Origin of the sequence: Bifidobacterium santillanense (genome assembly GCF_018555385.1) — a bacterium.
In the GTDB taxonomy this organism is placed as follows: Bacteria; Actinomycetota; Actinomycetes; order Actinomycetales; family Bifidobacteriaceae; genus Bifidobacterium; species Bifidobacterium santillanense.
Window position 1 is genome coordinate 109,897 of sequence record NZ_JAFEJS010000007.1, and the last position, 22,612, is coordinate 132,508.

Here is a 22,612-nt window from a genome sequence, read left to right on the forward strand (position 1 = left end):
GATAGTCGCGCCGGGTTACGCGGCCAAGACCGGGACGGAGAACGACGCGCAACGCGAAAGGGCGCCCGACGCCATCGGCGAACGATGACGCGGGCGCCCAGCCGCTACCGTGACAGGCGACGATCGGATCGGACTCAGACCTCGGTGGAGGCGCTCACCTCCTCGGGCGTGCGCACCGGCTCGAGGCCGCACTCGCGCAGGACGGCGGCCACGGCCTCCACGTTCGCGCCCTTGAGCGGCTGGACCGGGTTGGGCATCTGGTTGGTGTCGAACACGCCGAGCAGCGCCATGGCGGTCTTGAACGCGCCGACGCCGGCGCCGAAGCCGGAGACGCCGGAGGTGACGTTCACGATGTTCATCAGCGCGGCGAGCTTGTCCTGCTCGGTGCGCACGGTGGCCCAGTCGCCGGCCTCGCAGGCCTTCCACATGCGCACGTAGCCGGTGCACTCCACGTTGCCCAGGCCCGGCACGCTGCCGTCGGCGCCGGCCATATAGGCGCCGTCGACGACGACCTCCTGGCCGGTGAGCAGGATCAGCGGATGGCCGGCCTTGCGGTTGGCGTCGACGAGGAAGCGGAAGGCGACGTCGTCGTTGGAGGAGTCCTTGACGCCGGTGAGCACGCCGTCGAGGCCGAGGCGGATCAGCAGGTCGCCGGGCAGCTTGACGTGGACGCACACGGGGATGTCGTAGGCGAACAGCGGCAGGTCCACGGCCTCGTGGATCAACCTGAAGTGGCGCTCGATCTCGGGCAGGCCGCCGAGCGCATAGAACGGCGCGGTGGCGACGATCGCGTCGGCGCCCAGTTCGGCGGCGACCTTCGCGTGCTCGATGACGCGCTCGGTCTCCGTGTCGATGCAGCCGACGAGGACCGGCACGCGGCCGGCGACGAACTCGACGGCGGCCTCGATGATCTCGCGGCGGCGCGCGTCGGTGCTGAAGACGACCTCGCCGGACGAGCCGAGGAAGAACAGGCCGTCGACGCCGGCGTCGATCAGGCGGTCGATGGAACGCTTGAAGCTGGCGCGGTCCAGTTCGCGTTCGGCGGTCAGCGGGGTGACGACCGGCGGGATGACGCCGCGGAAGGTGTGGTTCATGATGGTTCCTTTGCGCTTTCGATGCTTCGGGGCTTCCGTGCCCCGTGGGTTCGTGGATTGGGTTGGATGGAATGTCGGCGGGGCACGCCGGGGGGTGGCGCGCCCCGGGCGGGTGCGTCAGATGCACTCGTCCTTGGTCGGGTGCAGCAGGGACGGCGCGGCGCCCAGCAGCAGCTTGGTGTAGTCGTCCTGCGGGTTGTACAGCACGTCCTTGGCCTCGCCGTGCTCGACGATGGTGCCGTGGTTCATCACGACGATCTCGTCGGAGACGTAGCGGACCGTCTGGATGTCGTGGCTGATGAACACCATCGACAGGCCGAGCGACTTCTTGAGGTCGGACAGCAGGTTGAGGATCTGCGCGCGCACGGACACGTCCAGGGCGCTGGTCGGCTCGTCGGCGATGATCGCGTCCGGGTTGAGCGAGAGCGCTCGGGCGATCGCGACGCGCTGGCGCTGGCCGCCGGAGAGCTGGCCGGGCAGCGCGTTGAGCGCCGACTTGGGCAGGCCGACCATGTCGATCAGCTCGTAGGCGCGCTTGCGACGGGCCTCGGCGGAGCCGAGCTTGTGCACGATCAGCGGGTCCATGAGCTGGTCCTGCACGCTCATGCGGGCGTTGAGCGCGGTGGCCGGGTCCTGGAAGACCACGGAGACCACGCGGCCGATGTCCATGCGCTCCTTGGCGGTGCGCTTGGTGACGTCCTGGCCCTTGAAGAAGACCTTGCCGCCGGTGACGGACTGCAGACCGCACATCACGTTGGCGGTGGTGGACTTGCCGCAGCCGGACTCGCCGACGATGCCGATGGTCCGTCCGGGCATGAGCCGGAGGTTCACCTTGTTGACGGCGGTGACCTTCTTCGGGTGGAAGAGGGTGCCGGCGCGCGTGGTGAACACCACCTCGGCGTCCCTCAGCTCGATGATCGGGGTGTCGTTGCTGCTCATCGCTGTACTCCCTTCAGGGTCTCGGCCGCCTCTCGCGCCGCGACTTCGGGGCTCGGGGCGAACCAGTCGTAGGTGAAATCGGGCGCGGGCGCCGGCTCCGGGTCGTCGGGCTGGCAGGCGACCCAGTGCTGGGTGCCTGGCACCTGCTTCATCACCGGGCGGGTGTCGAGGCCACGGTCCGGATGCGAGGAGCGCGGCGCGAAGCGGTCGCCCTTCGGGAAGTCGGCCGGGGAGGGCACGGTGCCGGGCACCTGGTGCAGACGTCCCTGACCGGCCTCGATGGAGGTGACGGAGCCGAGCAGGCCGCGGGTGTACTCGTGGCGGGGGTCGGTGAGGATCTCCTTGATGGAGGCCTGCTCGACCACCTGGCCGGCGTACATGACGGTGACCGAGTGCGCGACCTTGGCGACGAGCGCCAGATCGTGGCTGACGAAGATCATCGCGAAGCCGAGCTTCTCGCGCAGCTCGTTGAGCAGGTCGATGACCTGCTTCTGCACGGTCACGTCGAGCGCGGTGGTCGGCTCGTCGGCGATGATGAGCTTCGGGTCGCGGGTCAGGGCCATGGCGATGAGCACGCGCTGGCGCTGGCCGCCGGACAGCTCGTGCGGGTAGGACTCGAGCGTACGCTTGGGGTCGAGGCCCACCAGCTCGAGCAGCTCCTCGGCGGTACGGGTGCCGCCGCGCTTGGTCAGCTGCTTCATCTGGGCCTTGATGAGCATGGACGGGTTGAGGCTGGAGAGCGCGTCCTGATAGACCATGGCGATCTCGTGGCCGCGCAGCGCGTTGTGCTCCTTGGGGCTCAGGCCCACGAGGTTGCGGCCGTTGAACAGGATCTCGCCGCTGATCTCGGCCTTCGGATCGAGCAGACCCATGATGGCCAGGGACGTGATCGACTTGCCGCAGCCGGACTCGCCGACCAGGCCCATCGTCTCGCCGGGGCGCACCGCGAAGGACAGGTGGTCCACCACGTTCACGTCGCCGTGGCGCGGGAACTTGATGCACAGGTCCTTGACCTCGATGACCGGCGGCTCCTGGGAGAGCGGGATGAAGCGGTCCTTGCGCTTGAGCTCGGCCTCGCGCAGCTGGGCGAGACGCAGTTCGAGGCTCTCGTGCTGGGCGGCGTAGGCGGCCACCGGGTCGACGAGCAGGCGGTCCTCCTTGCGGCTGAGCTCCTTCTCGTCCTCGCTCTGGCGGATCGGCGCGGTCGGCGCGGCCACCATCGCGTCGGTGATGCCCTCGGAGAGGATGTTGAGGCACAGCACGGTGATCATGATCGCCAGACCCGGGAACATCGCCTGCCACCAGTAGCCGTAGAGCACGCCGGCCTTGGCGGACGACAGGATGTTGCCCCAGGTCGGGGTCGGCTCGGGGATGCCGGCGTTGATGAAGGACAGCGAGGCCTCGAAGACGATCGCGTCGGCCACGGACAGGGTGGTGAACACCATGACGGGGGCGGCGATGTTGCGCGTGACGTGCTTGAACAGGATCCACGGGGCGCGGGCGCCGGAGACGATGACCGCACGCACGTAGTCCTTGCCGTACTCGCTGATGATGTTCGCGCGCACGATGCGGGCGATCTGCGGCACGTAGAGCACGCCGATCGAGATGATGATGCCGATCATCGACTGGCCGAGGATGGAGACGAACACCGCGGCGAGGGCGATCGTCGGCACGGACATGACCACGTCGATCAGTCGCATGATGATCTCGGAGATCCACGTGCGGGACACGGCGGCGACGGCGCCGATGATGGAGCCGACGACGAGCGCGAAGAAGATCGAGCTCAGGCCGATGACGAGCGAGTAGCGGGCGCCGTAGATGACGCGGGAGAAGACGTCTCGTCCGAGGTTGTCGGTGCCGAACCAGTGGTCGGCGGTCGGCGCCTGGTAGCTCAGGGTGATCTCGGTGGGGTCATGCGGGGTGACGACCGCCGCGAACACGGCGGCGAGCGCGAGGAGCGCGATCACGATGACGGAGATGCGGGTGCCGATGGTCATGCTCGACCAGCGGCGCACCTTCACCTTGACTCCGGGCTTGCTGAACTCACGGGTTGCGTTGTTGCTTCCGAGCATCGTCACACCGTCCTGATTCGCGGGTTGATGAGGACATAGAGCAGGTCGACGATCACGTTGACCACCATGAAGGCGAGGGCCACGACCAGCGCAACGCCCTGCACGAGGGTGGGCTGGTTGTTGTTGATGCCGTCGAACATCGCGGTGCCCATGCCGGGCAGGGCGAAGATGACCTCGATGACGATGGCGCCGCCCATGAGGTAGCCGATCTTCATGCCGAGCATGGTGACCGGGGTGATCAGCGCGTTCCTGAACACGTTGCGGGCCACGACGACGCCCTTGGGCACGCCGGCGCCGATGGCGGTGCGCACGTAGTCCTTGTCCAGCTCCTCGACCATCGAGGTGCGGATGATGCGGGTGAGGGAGCCGGCCACGGGCAGGCCCAGCGCGAAGCTCGGCATGGCCATGCGGGCCAGGTAGCCGGCCGGATCGGTGCCGAAGGCGGGCAGTTCGCCGGCGCCCGGCAGCCAGGCCATCTTGATCTGGCACACGTAGATGAGCAGGACGCCCAGCCAGAAGGACGGGGTGGCGATGGCGATGATGGAGACCACGCGGATGGCCTGGTCGACCCAGGTGTCGCGGTAGAGGGCGGCGAGCACGCCGAAGATGACGGCGAGGACCACGGCGATGATCAGGCCGATGAAGGTCAGCTGGAGGGTGATCGGGAAGGCCTGGCCGATGCGGGCGGCGACGGAGTCCTTGTTGACGCCGTACACGCCGAGGTCGCCGTGCAGGAGGCCGCCGAGGTAGGAGAAGAACTGTTCCCACCACGGGCGGTCGTAGCCCATTTCGTGGCGGTACTGGGCGAGGGCGGCCGGCGTGGCGTTCTCGCCGAGCGCGGCGACCGCGGGGTCGTACTGGGAGAAGGACATCAGGAAGTAGACCAGCAGGGTCACTCCGAACGCCATGAAGGGCAGGGCGATCAGTCGTCTGCCCAGGAGTCGTAGCAGATTGTTCACTTCGGTTTCCTGTGTGGGTTGACGGATGGATGGATGCGGGATGCGGGATGCGAATGCGGACGGGCGGTTCGGCGGGTGCGGGCGGGCATGGCAAGGCCCTCCCGTCCGGGTCCACCGACGCGGGAGGGCCGGTGCCGCGCGAGGCGCGGGTCGCGGGGGCCGGCGGCGTGCGCCTCGCGTTTGGGGACTGGCGCACGCCGCCGGACGGGTGTCAGGCGGTCCGCGGGACCGCCGGGATCACCGGGATCACTGGGCGAGCTTGGCGTCCACGAGGTTGATGCCGGTGGAGCCGATCGCGTCGACGCTCTTGAACACGCCCTTCTTGAACGCGGTGGTTGTCTTGCGGTGGAAGAGCGGGTAGAGCGGGACCTCCTCGCTGAGCAGGTCGAAGCACTGGTTCCAGTACTCCTGGCGCTCGCTGTCGCTGGAGGCGGCGAGGGCCTGGTCCATCAGCGAGTGCAGCTTGGTGTAGCCCTCGGAGTCCTTCCAGAAGGTGCGGGTCTTAGTCCAGGCGTTGTCGCCGTACCACCAGTTCATGAGCAGGTCGGGGTCGTTGCCGAAGACGGACGGATCGCCCGGGGCGAGGACCATCGAGTAGTCCGCGTTCTCCTTGTCGGTGATGTTCGGGTAGAGGGCGGAGGAGGCCATGGACTGGATGTCGACGTTCATGCCGATCTCGGCCAGATCGTTCTTGATCTGCGGGGCCAGCTGGGTGATCCAGGAGTGGTCGGTGGTGTACAGCGTGAAGTTGATGGTGCCGCTGACGCCGGCCTGCTTGAGCAGGGACTTGGCCTTCGCGACGTTCTTGGTGTAGACGTTGCTGGCCTTGTGGTAGTTCTCGAAGTTCTCGGGCAGGAAGCTCGTGGCGGCGGTGGCCTGGCCGGACATCTGGTTGTCGATGAGCTTCTGGGTGTCGATCGCGTAGAAGACCGCCTGGCGGACCTCCTTCTTGTCGAACGGAGCCTTCTTGGTGTTGAACATCAGGAACGGCAGGTTGAAGCCCTGGACGGTCTCGAGCTCGGAGCCGGAGGACTGGAGGGTCTGGAACGCGTTGGCGGGGACCATCTCCATGACGTCGACCTTGCCGGCCTGCATGGCGGTGACGCGGGAGGTGTCGTCGACGGCGACGTTCCACACCATGTGCTTGGTCTGGGCCGGGTAGTCGCCGTTGTACTCGTCGTTCTTGTCGAACTTGACCTGCTGGTCGGTGATCTCGGTGTACTTCCACGGGCCGGAGCCGACCGGCTGGGCCTTGAGGTCGTCGTCGCTCATCGAGGAGGGGACGATCTGGATGAGGGCGAGGCGCTGCTTGAACATCGGGAACGCCTGCTTGAGGTGGAAGGTCACCTGGTTGTCGCCGGTGGCCTCGACCGAGTCGATGAAGTCGAGCATCGAGATGTACAGGCTGCCCTCGGCGGTGGTGCGCTTGTAGGAGGAGACCACGTCGTCGGCGGTGACGGCCGTGCCGTCGGAGAACTTCGCCCCGTCGCGCAGGGTGACGACGTACTCGGTGTCGGACACCTGCTTCGGCTCACCGGCGGCGAGCGCGTTGTGGACGGAGTAGTCCTTGTAGTTGAGCGCGTACAGCGGTTCGGTCACGTGCCAGTTGCCGGCCATCGCCAAGGCGCTGGACGTGGTGGACGGGGAGAAGTCGCGGGTGGCGTAGGCGACCTGCGCCGTGATGGTGTCCGCGACCGACGTGCCGCCGGCCGTCTGGGTCTGGGCGTTGCCTCCGCCGCAGCCGCTGAGCGTCAGCGCGCACGCCGCCACCGCGGCCGCCACGCCGATGAGCCTCTTGCCGAATTTCATGGGTTCTCCTCTTCATTGAGTCGATCGATCGGATCGGTTCGGTTTGATTGGGTTGAGTTGGGTTGTGGTTGATTCTTGATTTGTTGGGTTGCGTCGTTGCACCCGCGATGCGGGCGATCCGGCTCCCGTCGCTGGGTTCCGGAGACACGTTAATGTTAAGACATCAGACATCTTATTTCAAATGGGGTGAATGGAGGAGCAGCTTCCGTTAGCACTAACATCGTTGGGAGATAAGGCATCTGTCATCAGACAACTCACCTCCCGTTCGGCGTGTCACCGGCGACGCGTACGACGGGGCCGCCGACCGGGGGGCGGACCGCGCCATCGCGGGCCGGTCACCTCCCGGACTCCCCGGACCCGGCCCCCGCCCCGGCCCGGATACGGCGCGGGCCGGACCGGACCGCCATGGTCCAGTCCGGCCCGTCTCGCCCCGGTCCGATGCGGCCCGCGAAGCCTACAGGCGCTCCGCGAACCAACGCGTGATCGTCGTCGGATGCGTGATCGCGGTGCCCACGACCGCCGCCCACGCGCCGCGCTCCATCACGGCCGCGAGCTGGTCGGGCGTGTGGATGCGCCCCTCGCACAGCACCGGCACGTCCGGGAATGCGGCGATCATCTGCTCGAGCAGCTCGAAGTCGGGGCCGTCGGTCTTCTCGCGCTCGCCGGTGTAGCCGGAGAGCGTGGTCGAGATGATGTCGGTGCCGGCGTCGACCGCCTGCTGCGCGTCGGCGAAGCTGCCGCAGTCGGCCATGACAACCACGCCGTCGCGGTGCAGCGCCTCCACGGTCTGCGCGTACGTCAGCCCGTCCGGGCGGGGGCGCCTGGTCGCGTCGATCGCGACGACGTCGGCGCCGGCGGCGGCGCAGCACCGCGCGTGACGCAGGGTCGGCGTGATGTACACGCCCTCGTCGCCCTCCTTCCAGATGCCGATGACCGGGACCTTCACCTGCCCCTTGATGGCGGCGATGTCCGCGAGCCCCTGGCAGCGGATGGCCCGGGCCCCGCCGATCTCGGCGGCCATCGCCATCTGCGCCATCGTCTCGGGGTGGCGCAGCGGTTCGCCCGGATAGGCCTGGCAGCTGACCACGAGACCGCCCTTGAGTTGTTCCACGACCGGATGCATGAGTGTGCCTTTCTGTTGCGTTTGTACGTGTGTGTCCATTTGGGTTCGGAGATGATTGATGCGCGGCGGGTCTCACGACGCCCGCGCGACTGCCACCGCGGCGCCGATCAGCGGCGCGGCGCCGCCCAGCGCACCGGGCAGGAGCGGAGTGGGGGCGACCAGCGGCAGTGCGCCGGCGGCGAAGCCCTCGCGCAGCGCGTCCCACCACACCTCGCCGGCGCCGGCCACGGATCCGGAGACCACGACCGCGTCGGGGTCGAGCAGGTTGCACGCGCCGGCCAGGCACTCCCCCAGCGCCCGCGCGCTGACGGCCATGACGCGCGCGGCGAACGCGTCGCCGGCGGCGACCAGGTCGCTCACGGCCTTGCCGTCGGGCACCGGGTCGACGCCCTCGGGGCGCATCCGGTTGTACAGCGTGCCGAGTCCCGTGCCGGAGGCGACCGGCTCGATGTGCCCGGCCGTCGCGCCGCACGAGCACGGCACGCCGTCGCCCAAGCCGTGCGACATGTGTCCGATGTGCCCGGCCACGCCGTGCGCGCCGACGACCAGCCGGCCGTCGTCCACGATCGCGCCGCCGATGCCGGTGCCCACGCCCACGGACAGCACGCGCCGATGGCCGCGGCCGGCGCCGTACGTCGATTCGCCCAGGCCGTGCGCGCCGACGTCGCCGACCATGCGGAACGGCAGGTCGGTGATGCCGGCGAACGCCTCGGCGATGCGCTGGCCCGCCCAGCCCGGGATCAGATCCGTGGCGGACAGGATCACGCCGGATTCGATGTCGACCACGCCGGCCGAGCCGATGCCGACGCCCGCGATCGGGATGTCGGATTCGCGGCAGGCGCGCAGACGGTCGGACGCGAGGCGCAGCAGCCGCTCGAGGATGTCGTCGCCGCCGCGCTCGGGCAGCGTGGGTATCGAGGTCACGTCGGTCACCTCGGGCGCGCCGTCGGGGTCGCGGGGCAGCCGGACCAGTCCGGAGGCGATCTTCGTGCCGCCGATGTCGAACGTCAGGTACGCGACGTCGCTCATACCCGGCCTCCGAACCCCGCGGCGTCGCGGATGTGGGACAGGAACGCCGCGCGCTCGTCCAGATCGGCCTCGGCCGGGACGCACACCTTCGCGCCGACGTAGGCGAGCGCCGGCGAGGCCGCGGCGAGGCGGGCGCACTCCCCCACGGCCGCCGCGTCCATCCACGACGTCGGCTCGTCGGGGGCCATCGGCAGGTGGCCGTCGATCCACTCGTAGCCGTAGCGCGTGGCCTCGGGGCCGGCGCCGGAGAACATGAGTCCGACGAGCACGCCGGCGTCGGCGGCGCGGCGGATGTGCTCGGCCGGAAGCCATGCGTCGCGGCCCTCGACGCAGCTGCGGCCCCAGTTGACGGTCAGACCGATTCCCGCGTCGCGGCACAGCGCGATCTCGTCGTCGATGGGCAGGAAGCCCTTCTCGGGCTTGCGTCCGGCGATGAAGCGGTCGCAGTGCTCGATGACGATGCCGGTGCCGAGCCAGTCCCACGCGGTGATCTCGTCGAGGGTGCGGCGCATCGCCGACGCGTCGGCGCGACCGGTCGGCCCGGTGTGGATCTCGATGAAGGCGACGTCGTTGGCGCCGCGGATGTCGGCCATGTCGGCGATGGCCTCGCGGGCGGCGATGAGCTGCGCGACGGCGGCGAGCCTGCCGGTCTCGTCGCCGCAGGCCAGGCCGAAGCGCGGGTCGCGGCCGATGCGCTGCATGGTGCCCGGGATCATCGTGACGGTGTTGCGGTGCCAGTGGCCGGGCAGGGCGCGGGCGAGCCATGCACGGGAGTCGGGGTCGGCGAGGTCGCCGGGGAACGGCAGTTCGGAGCCGTCGATGGAGGCGTCCGACCCCAGCAGGGCGTAGTAGCGTTCCTGGTCGTCGCGCCCGCTCGGCAGCGAGGCGTAGGCGCCGACGACATAGGACGTTGGGTCCATGAGTTTCCTCCTTGAAACTGTGGTGGGTGACCACCCAAGGATATCATCTCATCGGACATCAGACAACTGTTGTGTGCGGCGGAGTGCGGAGGACGGCCGACCGGCGGCGGGGCGGCCGGAACCGCCGGTCCGCCGCCCACCGGCCGGAACGCCGGAACGTCAGTTCAGGTGGGAGTCGAGGATCGCCTCGATCGGCTTGTAGTGCTCCACGACCGCCGCGCGGTACGCCTCCACGTCGCCGTCGAGCGCGGCGCGCAGCATGTCGGCGTGGGCGTGGGCGGTGACGTCGAGGCTCTGGCTGACCGAGAGGTTCAGCTGCGGCAGCACGGCCATGTGCACCAGCCACAGACTGCGGGCGAGCTGGCTGAGCACGTTGTTGTGCACGCATTCGAGCAGCCGGGTGTGGAAGTCGATGTCCTGGTTGAGGAAGGTCATGCGCTCCGACGCGGACACGCTCATCTCGCGCGCCAGCTCCTCCAACTCGGGCTGCTCGGTGCCGCGCATCGCGTCGACCACCTGCTGGGCGACGCCGAGATCCAGCACGCGGCGCACCTGGATGACGTTGCGCAGCTCCACGAGGTTCTCGTTGTTGTCGATCATCGCGCGGAAGCTGAGCGAATCGACGAGGGGGTCGAGGGAGACGTCGCCCACGAACATGCCCTTGCCGTGCTCCACGCTGACGATGTGCAGCGCCTCGAGCTTGCGCACCGCCTCGCGCACCGACGAGCGGGACACGCCGAGCTCGTTGCACAGCATGGCCTCGTTGGGCAGCGGATCGCCCATCGTCAGATGCTCGCGGATGATGTAGGACTTGATCGCGTCCATCGCGATGTCGCAGCGGCTGCGCATCGCCGAACGTCCGGCGACGACGCCGACGGACGGCACGTCGAACCCGCTCAGGCCGGACAGCGACGCGATCTGCGCGCGCACGGCGCTGCTCCGTGCGTCATGCGGGGCGCCGTCCGCCGCTCCCATGTTCCCCGTCACGGACATGTTGCCTCTTTTCTTTCCGGAAGGAACGTCGTAATCGTATCGATGGTTCGCTTGCCGGTGCGGCGCACGGGATGGGAGGGCGACTCAACCTCGTCGTCGACGATGGTCCCGACCCCGCGTTGGGCCGCATGCCGGCTGACTGCATGTATAGATATAGGATATCAGACAACTTGTCGTCGCGCACCCCCGGACCTCGGGATATCCCTGCGGGCGGAACGACGAAGCGCCCGGCACCACATGCGGTGCCGGGCGCTTCGCTCCGTGCCGTCGGTTCCGTCGTCTACCGGTCACCGGCCGATGACGGACGCCGGCCGGATCCGATCAGAACTCGCGGTTCGCGCGGTAGAACTCGATCAGGGACTTGGTGGAGGCGTCCTGGGCGGCCAGGGCCTCGTCGTCCTTGGAGATGGCCGGGGTGATCTGCTTGGCCAGCTGCTTGCCGAGCTCGACGCCCCACTGATCGTAGGAGTCGAGGCCCCACACGGTGCCCTCGACGAAGGTGATGTGCTCGTACAGGGCGATGAGCTCGCCGAGCGCGAACGGGGTCAGCGCGACGCCGAAGATGGAGGTGGTCGGGCGGTTGCCGGTGAACACACGGGCCGGGACGATCTCCTCCGGGGTGCCCTCGGCGCGGACCTCGTCGGCGGTCTTGCCGAACGCGAGCGCCTTGGTCTGCGCGAAGTAGTTGCCGAGGAACAGTTCGTGCACGTCCTGGTCGCCGTCCTTGGTCGGGTTCGGGGTGTTGACGAACGCGATGAAGTCGGCCGGGATGAGCTGGGTGCCCTGGTGGATCAGCTGGTAGAAGGCGTGCTGGCCGTTGGTGCCCGGCTCGCCCCAGAAGATCTCGCCGGTCTCGGTGGTGACCGGGGTGCCGTCCCAGCGCACGGACTTGCCGTTGGACTCCATGGTCAGCTGCTGCAGGTAGGCCGGGAAGCGGTGCAGGTACTGGTCGTACGGCAGGACCGCGTGGGAGGCGGCCTTGAAGAAGTTGCGGTACCAGACGTTGAGCATGCCGAGCAGGACGACGACGTTCTTCTCGAACGGGGTGTTCGCGAAGTACTCGTCGATCTCGTGGAAGCCGTGCAGGAACTCCTCGAAGCGGGCCGGGCCGAAGACGACGGCCAGGGAGGTGCCGACGGCGGAGTCGACGGAGTAGCGGCCGCCGACCCAGTTCCAGAAGCCGAACGCGTTGGCCGGGTCGATGCCGAACTCCTCGACCTTCTGCAGGTTGGTGGACACGGCGACGAAGTGCTTCTTGATGGCCTCGGCCTTCTGGGCGGCGTCGTCGGAGTTGATGGCGCCGTTGGCGGCGAGCTCCTCGAGCAGCCAGGTGCGGGCCTCGCGGGCGTTGGTCAGGGTCTCCAGCGTGGTGAAGGTCTTGGAGACGATGATGAACAGCGTGGTCTCCGGATCCAGGCCCTTGGTCTTCTCGGCCAAGTCGTTCGGATCGATGTTGGAGATGTAGCGGGCGGAGATGCCGGCGTCCGCGTACGGCTTGAGGGCCTCGTAGGCCATGACGGGACCCAGATCGGAGCCGCCGATGCCGATGTTGACGACGGTCTCGATCTTGCGGCCGGTGATGCCGGTCCACTTGCCGGAGCGGACCTCGTCGGCGAAGGCGTAGATCTTGTCGAGGACCTCACGCACGTCCTTGACGGTGTCCTGACCGTCGACGATGTACTTGCCCTCGTCCTCGACCGGGCGGCGCAGCGCGGTGTGCAGCACGGCGCGGTCCTCGGTGTTGTTGATGTGCACGCCGTGGTACATGGCCTTGATGCGCTCGTCGAGCTTGACCTCGCGGGCCAGGTGCACGAACAGCTGGAGGGTCTCCGGCTTGATGAGGTTCTTGGACAGGTCGAAGTGCAGGTCGCCGGCGTCGAAGCTCAGCTCCTTGACACGATCGGTGTCCTCGGCGAACCACTTCTTGAGGCTGATGCCCTCGGCCTGCAGCTCGTCGTAGTGCTTCTGCAGGGCGACCCACGCCGGGGTCTGGGTGGCGTCAATGGGAGGATTGATGGCCATGGATTCCATTCCTTTCATCATCGATCGAAACGTCGCACGCGCCGCCGCGTCCGGCTCGGACGGTCGGGTCGCGCGATGTCCCTTATCACGGAACAGAATACTCACAAAAGCGGACACAACAACACAAAAAGAATAAGGGGGAACATATCGGCGACGGCGCGGTGAACGGACCGGCCCCGACACGGCCCGGCGCGGCGCATGGGCGGACGGGACGCGCCGGCGAAAACCGTTGCGGCGTACGGCGACATGCCGAGCGACACGGCGATGTTGCGTTTTCCGCATCCCCACCCTATACTCTTCTTCTCGTGCATGGTTCGCGTATGCGTGCCAAGCGCAAAGCCACTTTAGCTCAGTCGGTAGAGCGGCTCACTCGTAATGAGCAGGTCGTCAGTTCGATTCTGACAAGTGGCTCCACCACCCCGGACCATACGGTCCGGGGTTTTTCGTTTCACCCGTCACCCGCCATCTGTCGCCTGCCATCCGCCATCCGCGCAGCGTCCGTTTCTATAGGATCGGACGCATCAATCCACGAAACGGCACCCAATACGTCCGATCCTATAGAAACGGACGTTACGAACCACCAAACGGCACCAGAAACGTCCGATCCTGCAGGAACGGACGTATTACACGCCCCAACCCACCCGCGGAACGGCCGATCCTATAGGAACGGACGGTTCGTTTATGGGGAGGGAAGACGGACGGTGCGCCGGCGACGTGTCAGCAGGGCTTATGATAGATTGTCCCAGTACGCGCGAGTGGCGTAATGGTAGCCGCGCAGGATTTAGGTTCCTGTGTCTTTCGACGTGTGGGTTCGAGTCCCATCTCGCGCACTGATCCCCGAATCGGAGAGTCCGGGGACACGCCGCGCCGAAGCGCGGCCCTCCCCCGCGGATCGCGGCGACGATCACCCGGGAAGACCGCACGGAATGCACGGAGAATCGCACAGATCACCGAAACCGACCACCGGATCGGAAGAGATCAAGAAGACAAGCGGAAGAGGACATCCATGACCGCGCTGCTCAAACCGATCGCGTTCCTGCTCATCATCGCCGCCGCATACCTGGTCAAGCGCGCCGGGCTGTTCCGCCCGCGCGACTACCGCGTCATGCAGGTGGTCGTCTTCAACTTCACCCTGCCGGCGTCGATCATCGTGTCGTTCGCGACGAACCCGCACCATCTGAGCATGCTGCTCATCTCGCTGGTCGCGATCGTGTTCGGCCTGCTGCCGCTGCTGCTCGTCTACGCCGCCACGCGCCACCGTCCGGTGGCCGACCGCGCATTCCTCATGCTCAACTGCTCCGGCTTCAACATCGGCAACTTCTGCTTCCCGGTGATCCAGGCGTTCATGGGGCCGTCCGCGCTCGTGACGGCCGCGATGTTCGACATCGGCAACTCGGTGGTCGTCACGGCCGGATCGAACGTGATGACGACGTCGCTGCTGCACATCGACATGAACAGGACGCTCGCCGAGCAGCACGCCGGCTCCGCGCCGACGATGCCGTACACGCGCCCGACCGACCGCGACGCCCGCCGCCTCGCCCGACGGGCGAAGACCAAGCAGGTGCTCAAGGGGTTCCTCACGTCGGTGCCGTTCGACGTCTACCTGCTGATGATCGCCGTGATGGTCTTCTCCATCCCGATCCCCTCGTTCATCCCCACGCTCCTGCAGCCGGTGGCCGACGCGAACTCGTTCTGCTCGGTGTTCATGGTCGGCATGCTGATGGACCTGCCCCAGACCCGCAAGGACGTGACGGACGTGCTCGAGGTGCTCGGCTGGAGGCTTCCGCTCGGCTTGGCGTTCGCGGCGTTCTGCTGGTTCGTGCTGCCGTTCGACGCGGGCGTCAGGAAGGCGGCGGTCATGCTCTCGCTCGCGCCGTCCGCCGTCTTCTCGACGCTGTTCACCGACCGCGTGCTCGGCAACGCCAAGCTGGCCGGGTTCACGCTGTCGATCACGGCGATCATCGCGATCGTGCTGATGACCGCCGCCAACATCCTCATCCCGGCCTGATTCCGGCGCCCGGATTTCAGCCCAGCAGCGCCTCGATCGCCGGGACCAGGGCCTTCAGCGCCTTGCCCCTGTGCGAGATCGCGTTCTTCTCGGCCGGGGTCATCTCGGCGCTCGTCAGCGGCTCGCCCTCATGGTCGGGGTCGTCGCTGGTGCGTCCGGGCTGGTCGTCCGGCACGAAGATCGGGTCGTAGCCGAAGCCGTGCTCGCCGCGCTCCCTGCGGATGATGCGGCCGGGCATCTCCCCCGTCTCGACCGTCTCGGAGACGATCACGTGGTGCGCGGCGACGGCCGAGCCCTCGCCCGCGGCCAGCGCGGCGCCGGCGGTCGAGTCGATCTCGTCGCCGGGCACGACGAGCGCGGCGGCGCAGCGGAAGCGCGCGGTGCGGCGCTCGTCCGGGATGTCCTCGATCTGGGCGAGCAGCAGCGCGTTGTTGGCCTTGTCGTGGCCGTGCGCGCCGGCCCAGCGGGCCGACAGGATGCCGGGGGCGGCGCCCATCACGTCGACGATCAGGCCGGAGTCGTCGGCGATGGCCGGCAGTCCGGTACGGCGGGCGACGTCACGCGCCTTCAGCAGCGCGTTCTCCTGGAAGGTGACGCCGGTCTCGACCGGGTCGGGCAGGTGCAGCGAGCCGGCGGAGACGAGCTCCACCTGCGCGGCGTCGGCGCCGAGGTCCTCCTCGAGGATGCGGCGGATCTCGACGAGCTTGCCTTCGTTGTGCGTGGCGACCACGAGTTTCATGGAAGTCTCCTTGTGTGTGCGTGTATTCGGTCGAGGTCAGTCGAGGGCGAGCGCGGCGCGCTGGGCGGCCTGCAGCTCCCTGTTGCCCTTCTCGGCGAGGTCGAGCAGCGTGTTGAGCTCGGCTCGGTTGAACGGGCGGTGCTCGGCGGTGCCCTGGATCTCGATGAACGTGCCGGAGCCGGTCATCGCGACGTTCATGTCGGTCATCGCCTGGCTGTCCTCGACGTACGGCAGGTCGAGCATCGGCGTGCCGCTGATCACGCCGACGGACACGGCGGACACGTAGTCCTTGATGACCTTGTCGGCGGACTTGATGTGGTGGTTGCGCTCGGCCCAGTTGACCGCGTCGACGAGCGCGACGAACGCGCCGGTCACGGACGCGGTGCGGGTGCCGCCGTCGGCCTGGAGCACGTCGCAGTCGAGCTGGATCTGGTTCTCGCCGAGGGCCTTCATGTCGATGACGCCGCGCAGGCAGCGGCCGATCAGACGGCTGATCTCGTGCGTGCGGCCGCCGATCTTGCCCTTGACGGACTCGCGGTCGGTGCGCTCCTTGGTGGCGCGCGGCAGCATCGCGTATTCGGCGGTGACCCAGCCGAGGCCGGAGTCCTTGCGCCAGCGCGGCACGGTCGGCGTGAACGTCGCGGTGCACATCACGCGCGTGTTGCCGCATTCGATGAGCACGGACCCCTCGGGGGCGTCGGTGAAGTGGCGGGTGATGCGGACCGGGCGCAGCTCGTCGACCTTGCGTCCGTCCTGACGCGTGATCGAACGATCGCCCAACATATCTGTGATTTCAACCATACGGCCCAGCTTACGCCACTTGGACCGGAAATGGTCAGCTCCCGGCCCCTCAGCCGGCGAGCGCCTTGGCCGGCAGGATCCGGTCGATGATGAACACGATCAGGGACAGGACGAGGAAGCCGATCGCCAGCTTGCCGCAGTTGATGCCGAACTGCGTCCAGCCGAGGGCCTTCAGGTCGATGAACTCGTACGGGTAGGGGTTGCCGCCGGCGGCCGGGCCACCCGTCGGCAGGATCCGCGCGCGCACGAGCACGAACGCGAGATAGACCGGGAAGTAGATGAGCCACGTGAAGATGTACTGCCACCTGAACCGGCGGTGCTGGTCGAAGACGACGAAGTCGACCGCCGCCATGATCGGGGCGACGCGGTGCAGCCACGTGTTGGTCATGAGCCCGAGGACGGCCGGCACGTACGCGGGGTCGTCGGGCGGCATCATGAGGAACGCGACCACGGCGGTGACGATCGCGTAGAGCGTCACGCACCCCTTGAGCCAGGCGGGCGGCTCGATGCCCTTGAGGATCGTGGCCGCACCGGCCCACAGCATCACGAAGCCGAGCGCGAATCCGGCCTGGAACGTGAAGTAGGTCCAGTATTCAGGCTTGTGCCACGCCTCGTAGGTGCCGACGAAGCACATGGCGGCGATCGCCAGCCGCCACAATCCCGCGATGAATCTCATGGCTCCCAGTGTACGCAGTTCCCGGTTTTCGCGCCCGGAAAATCGGGAACCGGAATCGAACGGAACCGCACATCGACGAAATCGGGAATCGGCGTCGTTCCGGGCTTCGCGATGTTCATATGCACAGGCTTCCGGTTCCCGATTTCCATGGTCCGAAAATCGGGAACCGGAGTAGGCTGGTACCAGCCGAAAATCACGGGAGAACCCGATCAGAAGGGAGCGACAATGGACTATTCACCGGCGTTGATGACCGATATGTACGAATACACGATGCTCGACGCGTGCCTCAAGGACGGCACCGCGAACCGCAAGTGCGTCTTCGAGGTGTTCACCCGCCACCTGCCGCTCGGCCGACGCTACGGCGTGGTCGCCGGCACCGGCCGCATCCTCGACGCGCTCGAGCGCTTCCACCTCGACGACGAGGACCTGAAGTTCCTGTCCGACCGCAAGGTCGTGAGCCCTGAGACCATCAAGTGGCTCGAGAACTTCCGCTTCTCCGGCACGATCAAGGGCTACCGCGAGGGCGAGATGTTCTTCCCGAACTCCCCGATCCTCGAGATCGAGGGCACGTTCGGCGAGTGCACGCTGCTCGAGACGCTGGTGCTGTCCATCCTCAACTACGATTCGGCGGTCGCCTCGGCCGCCTCCCGCATGGTCTCGGCCGCGAAGGACCGCCCGTGCATGGACATGGGCGGACGCCGCACGAACGAGTGGTCGGCCGTCGCCGCCGCACGCGCCGCGGTCGTGGGCGGATTCCAGGGCACCGCGAACCTGCTCGCCGCGCAGATGTACGGACTCAAGGCGATCGGCACGGCCGCCCACTGCTTCACACTCGTCCACGACAGCGAACGCCAGGCGTTCGAATCGCAGATCGCCGCGCTGGGCAAGAACACCACGCTGCTGGTCGACACGTACAACATCGAGGAGGCCGTCAGGACCGCGGTCGAGGTCGCCGGACCGGAGCTCGGCGGCGTGCGCATCGACTCGGGCGACCTCGCGCTGATGGCCCAGCGCGTGCGCAACCAGCTCGACGCCCTCGGCGCGACGAACACGCGCATCACCGTGACGAACGACCTCGACGAGTACGCGCTGGCCGCACTGCAGACCGCGCCGGTCGACTCGTACGGCGTCGGCACGATGCTCGTGACCGGCTCGGGCGCCCCGACCTGCGCGATGGTGTACAAGCTCACCGAGCGCGAGGGCGCGGACGGCGTGATGACCCCGGTCATGAAGAAGTCGAAGGACAAGGCCACGGTGCCGGGCCGCAAGGTCGCCTACCGCTCGTACGAGTACAACCTCGCGGACGTCGAGCACGTGATCTCCGGCTCGGAGGACAAGCTCGCCGCGTTCCGTCCCGAGGAGGGCTGGAAGGACCTTATGGTCGACTTCGTGGACCACGGCGAGATCGATCCGCAGTGGCAGGGCCACGACGCGATCCAGCGCGCCCACGACTACCGCGCGAAGGCGCTCGCCGAACTGCCGATCGCGGCCCAGAGCCTCATGCGCGGAGACCCGGTCATCCCCACCGAGGTCACCGTGCTGTGATTCCCTTACGCGTTCAGCGCTGGGAGATTTCGTCGATCTTGGCGAGTTCCTCGGCGCTGAACGTGGTGTTCTTCAGGGCGCCGATGTTGTCGATGATCTGCTGGGGCTTGGAGGCGCCGGCGAGCACGGAGGTGACGACGCCGTCGTGCAGCAGCCAGGCGAGGCTCATCTCGGCGAGGGTCTGGCCGCGGGCGATCGCGATGTCGTTGAGCTCGCGGATCTGCTGGAGGCGCTCCGGGGTGAGCGCGGAGTCGTTGAGGAAGCGCGGGTCGAGAGCGATGCGGCTGTCGGCCGGGATGCCGTTGAGGTAGCGGTTGGTCAGGAGTCCCTGCGCGAGCGGGCAGAAGGTGATCAGTCCCTTGCCGAGGCGCTTGGCGGTGTCCTTGAGGCCGTTCTTCTCGATCCTGCGGTCGAGGATGTTGTACTTGTTCTGGTTGATGACGAACGGCACGTGCAGCTCGTCGAGGATCGCGGCGGCCTTCTCCATCGTCGGGCCGTCGTAGTTGGACAGGCCGACGTACAGCGCCTTGCCGGAGGCGACGATCTGGGCGAGGGCGCCCATCGTCTCCTCGAGCGGGGTCTCCGGGTCCGGGCGGTGGTGGTAGAAGATGTCGACGTAGTCGAGGCCGAGGCGCTCGAGGGACTGGTCGAGCGAGGAGATCAGGTACTTGCGCGAGCCCCCGTCGCCGTACGGTCCGGTCCACATCTCGTAGCCGGCCTTGGTGGAGATGATGAGCTCGTCGCGGTGGGCCTTGAAGTACTTGTTGATCAGCAGTCCGCAGTTCTTCTCGGCCTGGCCGGGCTCGGGGCCGTAGTTGTTGGCGAGGTCGAAGTGGGTGATGCCGTGGTCGAACGCGGTGAAGACGAGCTTCTTCATGTGGTCGAACGGCGTCAGGTCGCCGAAGTTGTGCCAGAAGCCGAGCGAGACGGCGGGCAGTTTGAGGCCGGAGCGTCCGGCGCGGTTGTAGGTCATCGTGTCGTAGCGGTCGTCGGCGGGCGTGTAGCCGATGATGGGTTCGAGCATCGTGGTTCTCCTTCGGATCGATGTCGTGTCTGTCCTTGTCGTCGCGGGGCCCATTCACCGCGGCCCCGTTCATGGTTGCGTTGCCATCATCACACCTCAAGTAAACTTGAACGCAAACGCGCCACGGCGTGTCGCGGACCGGCCGACGGCGAACCGCGCCCCGGACATGGTGTAGGCGGCGACCGAACGGTCCACGCGGCGGTGCCGGGCGCCTCGGGGACGGACGCGCGGATGACGCGGGACAGGAAGGACATCGACATGACGGACGAGACATACGAGGGCGACACCGCGGACGAGACGCACGAGGGCGACACCGCTGACGAAACGTACACGATCCGCGAGGTGGCGCGGCGGTTCCACATGGAGCCCTCGACGCTGAGGTACTACGAGGACCAGGGGCTGCTGACGAACGTGGACCGCAACGCGAGCGGCCAGCGCGAGTACCGGCGCTGCCACATCGACCGGCTCAAGGCGATCTGCTGCTTCAAGAACGCCGGCATGACGATCGGCGACCTCAAGCAGTTCTTCGTGTACGAGCAGAACGAGCCCGCGCACATCGACGAGATGCTCGACCTGCTGCGCGCTCGCAGCGAGGCGCTCGACGAGCAGCGCCGCGCCCTCAACGAGGCCGCGATGCACGTCCAGCGCAAGCTCCACTACTACGGCGACATCAAGCGCGCTCTCGACGAGGGCAACCCCCTCCCCGACTGGAAGAACTACAAAACCCAGACCTACCCCATCGACTGCTGAAGACTCATGGCGGTCCACTCACGTAACGCACGTGGCCGGTGAGGGTCGGCACCAAATCACCGGCACCTTTCCATAGAGGGTGCGGCTTTCAACCTTTCAGCCGCTTAAGCGTCAGGTTGTCGTGTGCGATGCCGGACCGTAAGACTCGGCCGAGCGGCCCGGAGCGTGTCCGGCATCGCACACGACAACCTGACGCGACCTCACCATCCGCGCATCTCGTCGTAGATGCGCTTGCAGTCGGGGCAGACCGGGTACTTGGACGGGTCGTGCTTGGGGACCCAGACCTTGCCGCACAGGGCGACGACCGGACGTCCGGTCATCTGCGACTCGGCGATGCGGTCGCGCGAGACGTAGTGGGCGAAGCGGTCGGCGTCGCCGTCGTCGGAGCGTCGGGTCTCCTCCTTGGTCTCGGGGCGCTCGAGCACCGCGGTGCCGGTGCCCGCATCCGGGTCGGACAGCGGCGACGAGGTGTCGGCGTCGAGGAACTCATACGGCGAATCGTTGATCATCATGGCGACCTCCTTGTAGGGCATGTTCTGCCCACCATCATAGTGACGCCGAGTCGCCTCGCCCGTAACGAAAACACCGTCCCGCCCGGCGCGGTAGTCTATTGGCTATGACCAAAGCAGTGTGCCCCGGCTCCTACGACCCTGTGACCGCCGGACATCTTGACGTTATCGAACGCAGCGCGCGCTTCTTCGACGAAGTGCATGTGGTGGTGGCGGTGAACGCCGCCAAGACGCCGATGTTTCCCACGGAGACGCGCGTCGACGTGATCCGCCGCGCCCTGGCCAAGGACGGATGCACGAACGTCGTGGTCTCCTCCACCGACGGCCTGATCACCGACTACTGCAACAAGGTGGGCGCATCGGTCATCGTCAAGGGCCTGCGACAGAACGGCGACTACGAGGCGGAGCTCGGCATGGCGCTTGTCAACCGCAAGCTCGGCGGCGTGGAGACCCTGTTCCTGCCGGCCGATCCGGTGCTCGAGCACGTCTCCAGCTCGATCGTCAAGGATGTGGCCCGCCACGGCGGCGACGTGACCGGTATGGTGCCCGACTGCGTGGTGCCGATGCTGACCGAGGCGCTGGCCGAGGAGAGCGCGGAAAGGAAGTCGCGATGAGCGATATCACGGATTATCGGAATCCGGGCGAGCGCCCGGAGGGCTACGTCGATCTGACCTCGCAGCAGGATGCGGGCGCTGCGGCCCCCGCGGCCGCGGACGGCGGATACGCCGCGCCGGCCGTGAACTTCGACATGGCGGGCGCGGATGTGCCCGACGACGACACGATCGACGGCACGCACGCCGCGCCGGCCGCCGCCGCGGCCCCCGACCCGTCCGCCACGATGCCGGCGACGACCCCGGAGCCGACCGTCGCCGCGCCGGACGAGTCCAAGGCGGGCGACGACTCGCGCGTGCTCAAGACCCCGTTCCCGCTGCCCGACCTGCGCGACGGCGCGGACGAGGACGACGTCGACCAGAGCCGCGAGGAGTTCACGACCGTCTACGACATCATCGATCGTCTCGAGGGCGCGCTCAACGAGGCGAAGGGCAGCATCTTCGCCCCCGGCATGGTCAGGATCGACCGCGACGAGTTCGGCGACGACCTCAACGAGCTCAAGAAGATGCTCCCGGTGCAGCTCGAGCGCGCGTCGGCCCTGATGCGCGAGGCCGAACGCCGGCTCGAGGGCGCGCAGACGCAGGCGAACGCGATCGTCGCCTCCGCGCAGAGCCGCGCCGCCGACATCGTCAAGGAGGCCAACGAGCAGGCGCAGTTCCTCGCCGGCCAGGAGAACGTCACGGAGCTGGCCCGTCAGAAGGCGCGTACGATCCTCAACACGGCGCAGGCGAAGGCCGACCACCTCACGCAGGGCGCGGACGAGTACTCGACGAAGGTCATGGAGACGCTGCGCGCCCAGCTCAACAAGATGGGCAACGACGTCGACGCGGGCCTCAACGTGCTCTACGAGCGCCGCAAGGCCGCCGCGCAGGATCTGCCGCACCTCGACATCCACGACTACCCCGAGGCGCAGTAGGCCGCGGCATCGCCCGCGCCGCGCGCATCGGCGGAACGTCAGGACATCACAAGCATTCACAGAGCATCCAGA

The 22,612-nt window shown here is 67.6% G+C and carries 20 protein-coding genes and 2 tRNA genes; 7 read left to right on the plus strand and 15 right to left on the minus strand.

Features of this window, described 5'->3' with window-relative positions; genetic code table 11:
• Positions 1–134: 134 nt before the first annotated feature.
• From JS528_RS07620 to pgi, 10 genes are all read right to left on the minus strand, one after another.
• Positions 135–1,094, minus strand: coding sequence for a dihydrodipicolinate synthase family protein (locus JS528_RS07620; protein ID WP_214358484.1), 960 nt, complete (start codon positions 1,092–1,094; stop codon positions 135–137).
• A 117-nt stretch (positions 1,095–1,211) separates the two neighbouring features.
• Entirely contained in the window at positions 1,212–2,033 is an 822-nt protein-coding gene (locus tag JS528_RS07625) for an ABC transporter ATP-binding protein (protein ID WP_214358485.1), read from the minus strand.
• Positions 2,030–4,105, minus strand: a complete 2,076-nt coding sequence (locus tag JS528_RS07630; RefSeq protein WP_214358486.1) for a dipeptide/oligopeptide/nickel ABC transporter permease/ATP-binding protein — start codon at positions 4,103–4,105, stop codon at positions 2,030–2,032. The genes JS528_RS07625 and JS528_RS07630 overlap by 4 nt, the downstream gene beginning before the upstream one ends.
• A 2-nt stretch (positions 4,106–4,107) precedes the next feature.
• Positions 4,108–5,064, minus strand: a complete 957-nt coding sequence (locus JS528_RS07635) for an ABC transporter permease (protein WP_338069780.1) — start codon at positions 5,062–5,064, stop codon at positions 4,108–4,110.
• A gap of 246 nt (positions 5,065–5,310) precedes the next feature.
• Positions 5,311–6,873 carry an ABC transporter substrate-binding protein gene (locus JS528_RS07640; protein ID WP_214358487.1) on the minus strand — a complete coding sequence of 521 codons (1,563 nt, stop codon included), beginning with the start codon at positions 6,871–6,873 and terminating at the stop codon, positions 5,311–5,313.
• Positions 6,874–7,327: 454 nt separating this feature from the next.
• A complete protein-coding gene (locus JS528_RS07645; RefSeq protein ID WP_214358488.1) occupies positions 7,328–7,996 on the minus strand; it encodes an N-acetylmannosamine-6-phosphate 2-epimerase in 669 nt (222 codons plus the stop codon).
• 72 nt (positions 7,997–8,068) lie between these two features.
• Positions 8,069–9,025 carry an ROK family protein gene (locus tag JS528_RS07650; protein ID WP_214358489.1) on the minus strand — a complete coding sequence of 319 codons (957 nt, stop codon included), beginning with the start codon at positions 9,023–9,025 and terminating at the stop codon, positions 8,069–8,071.
• Positions 9,022–9,945 carry a DUF4862 family protein gene (locus tag JS528_RS07655; RefSeq protein ID WP_214358490.1) on the minus strand — a complete coding sequence of 308 codons (924 nt, stop codon included), beginning with the start codon at positions 9,943–9,945 and terminating at the stop codon, positions 9,022–9,024. The genes JS528_RS07650 and JS528_RS07655 overlap by 4 nt, the downstream gene beginning before the upstream one ends.
• A gap of 159 nt (positions 9,946–10,104) precedes the next feature.
• On the minus strand, positions 10,105–10,938 hold the full coding sequence (locus JS528_RS07660; RefSeq protein ID WP_240541399.1) for a FadR/GntR family transcriptional regulator: 834 nt from the start codon (positions 10,936–10,938) through the stop codon (positions 10,105–10,107).
• 321 nt (positions 10,939–11,259) lie between these two features.
• Positions 11,260–12,960: a glucose-6-phosphate isomerase gene (gene pgi, locus JS528_RS07665; RefSeq protein ID WP_214358491.1), complete on the minus strand. Its 1,701-nt coding sequence runs from the start codon at positions 12,958–12,960 to the stop codon at positions 11,260–11,262.
• A 338-nt stretch (positions 12,961–13,298) separates the two neighbouring features.
• Here pgi and JS528_RS07670 point away from each other — a divergent pair.
• The 3 genes from JS528_RS07670 to JS528_RS07680 all read left to right on the plus strand — a co-directional run bounded on the left by JS528_RS07670 (position 13,299) and on the right by JS528_RS07680 (position 14,968).
• Positions 13,299–13,374: transfer RNA gene (locus tag JS528_RS07670), tRNA-Thr, on the plus strand.
• Positions 13,375–13,709: 335 nt separating this feature from the next.
• Positions 13,710–13,790: transfer RNA gene (locus JS528_RS07675), tRNA-Leu, on the plus strand.
• Positions 13,791–13,966: 176 nt separating this feature from the next.
• The gene (locus JS528_RS07680) at positions 13,967–14,968 is read left to right on the plus strand and encodes an AEC family transporter (RefSeq protein WP_214358492.1); all 1,002 of its coding nucleotides are present in this window, start codon (positions 13,967–13,969) and stop codon (positions 14,966–14,968) included.
• Between the two features lie 16 nt (positions 14,969–14,984).
• Here the strand turns inward: JS528_RS07680 and JS528_RS07685 are convergent, their stop codons facing one another.
• The 3 genes from JS528_RS07685 to JS528_RS07695 are packed head-to-tail and all read right to left on the minus strand — an operon-like array spanning position 14,985 to position 17,184.
• Positions 14,985–15,707: a non-canonical purine NTP pyrophosphatase gene (locus tag JS528_RS07685; RefSeq protein WP_214358493.1), complete on the minus strand. Its 723-nt coding sequence runs from the start codon at positions 15,705–15,707 to the stop codon at positions 14,985–14,987.
• 36 nt (positions 15,708–15,743) lie between these two features.
• Positions 15,744–16,508 (minus strand): ribonuclease PH, encoded by a 765-nt coding sequence (gene rph, locus JS528_RS07690; RefSeq protein WP_214358494.1) that lies wholly within the window; start codon positions 16,506–16,508, stop codon positions 15,744–15,746.
• Positions 16,509–16,557: 49 nt separating this feature from the next.
• Positions 16,558–17,184 carry a Pr6Pr family membrane protein gene (locus tag JS528_RS07695; RefSeq protein WP_214358495.1) on the minus strand — a complete coding sequence of 209 codons (627 nt, stop codon included), beginning with the start codon at positions 17,182–17,184 and terminating at the stop codon, positions 16,558–16,560.
• A 225-nt stretch (positions 17,185–17,409) separates the two neighbouring features.
• Here JS528_RS07695 and JS528_RS07700 point away from each other — a divergent pair, with 225 nt between their 5' ends.
• Positions 17,410–18,729: a nicotinate phosphoribosyltransferase gene (locus JS528_RS07700; RefSeq protein WP_214358496.1), complete on the plus strand. Its 1,320-nt coding sequence runs from the start codon at positions 17,410–17,412 to the stop codon at positions 18,727–18,729.
• 13 nt (positions 18,730–18,742) lie between these two features.
• On the opposite strand, the gene JS528_RS07705 is transcribed toward JS528_RS07700, so the two are convergent.
• Positions 18,743–19,753: an aldo/keto reductase gene (locus tag JS528_RS07705; RefSeq protein ID WP_214358497.1), complete on the minus strand. Its 1,011-nt coding sequence runs from the start codon at positions 19,751–19,753 to the stop codon at positions 18,743–18,745.
• 258 nt (positions 19,754–20,011) lie between these two features.
• Between JS528_RS07705 and JS528_RS07710 the strand changes: the two genes are divergently transcribed.
• Positions 20,012–20,503, plus strand: coding sequence for a MerR family transcriptional regulator (locus JS528_RS07710; protein ID WP_214358498.1), 492 nt, complete (start codon positions 20,012–20,014; stop codon positions 20,501–20,503).
• 200 nt (positions 20,504–20,703) lie between these two features.
• On the opposite strand, the gene JS528_RS07715 is transcribed toward JS528_RS07710, so the two are convergent.
• Positions 20,704–21,015, minus strand: coding sequence for a DUF3039 domain-containing protein (locus JS528_RS07715; protein WP_420838206.1), 312 nt, complete (start codon positions 21,013–21,015; stop codon positions 20,704–20,706).
• Between the two features lie 104 nt (positions 21,016–21,119).
• Between JS528_RS07715 and coaD the strand changes: the two genes are divergently transcribed.
• Positions 21,120–21,626, plus strand: a complete 507-nt coding sequence (gene coaD / locus JS528_RS07720; RefSeq protein ID WP_214358499.1) for a pantetheine-phosphate adenylyltransferase — start codon at positions 21,120–21,122, stop codon at positions 21,624–21,626.
• On the plus strand, positions 21,623–22,540 hold the full coding sequence (locus JS528_RS07725; protein ID WP_420838207.1) for an ATP synthase subunit B family protein: 918 nt from the start codon (positions 21,623–21,625) through the stop codon (positions 22,538–22,540). The genes coaD and JS528_RS07725 overlap by 4 nt, the downstream gene beginning before the upstream one ends.
• Positions 22,541–22,612 lie beyond the last annotated feature (72 nt).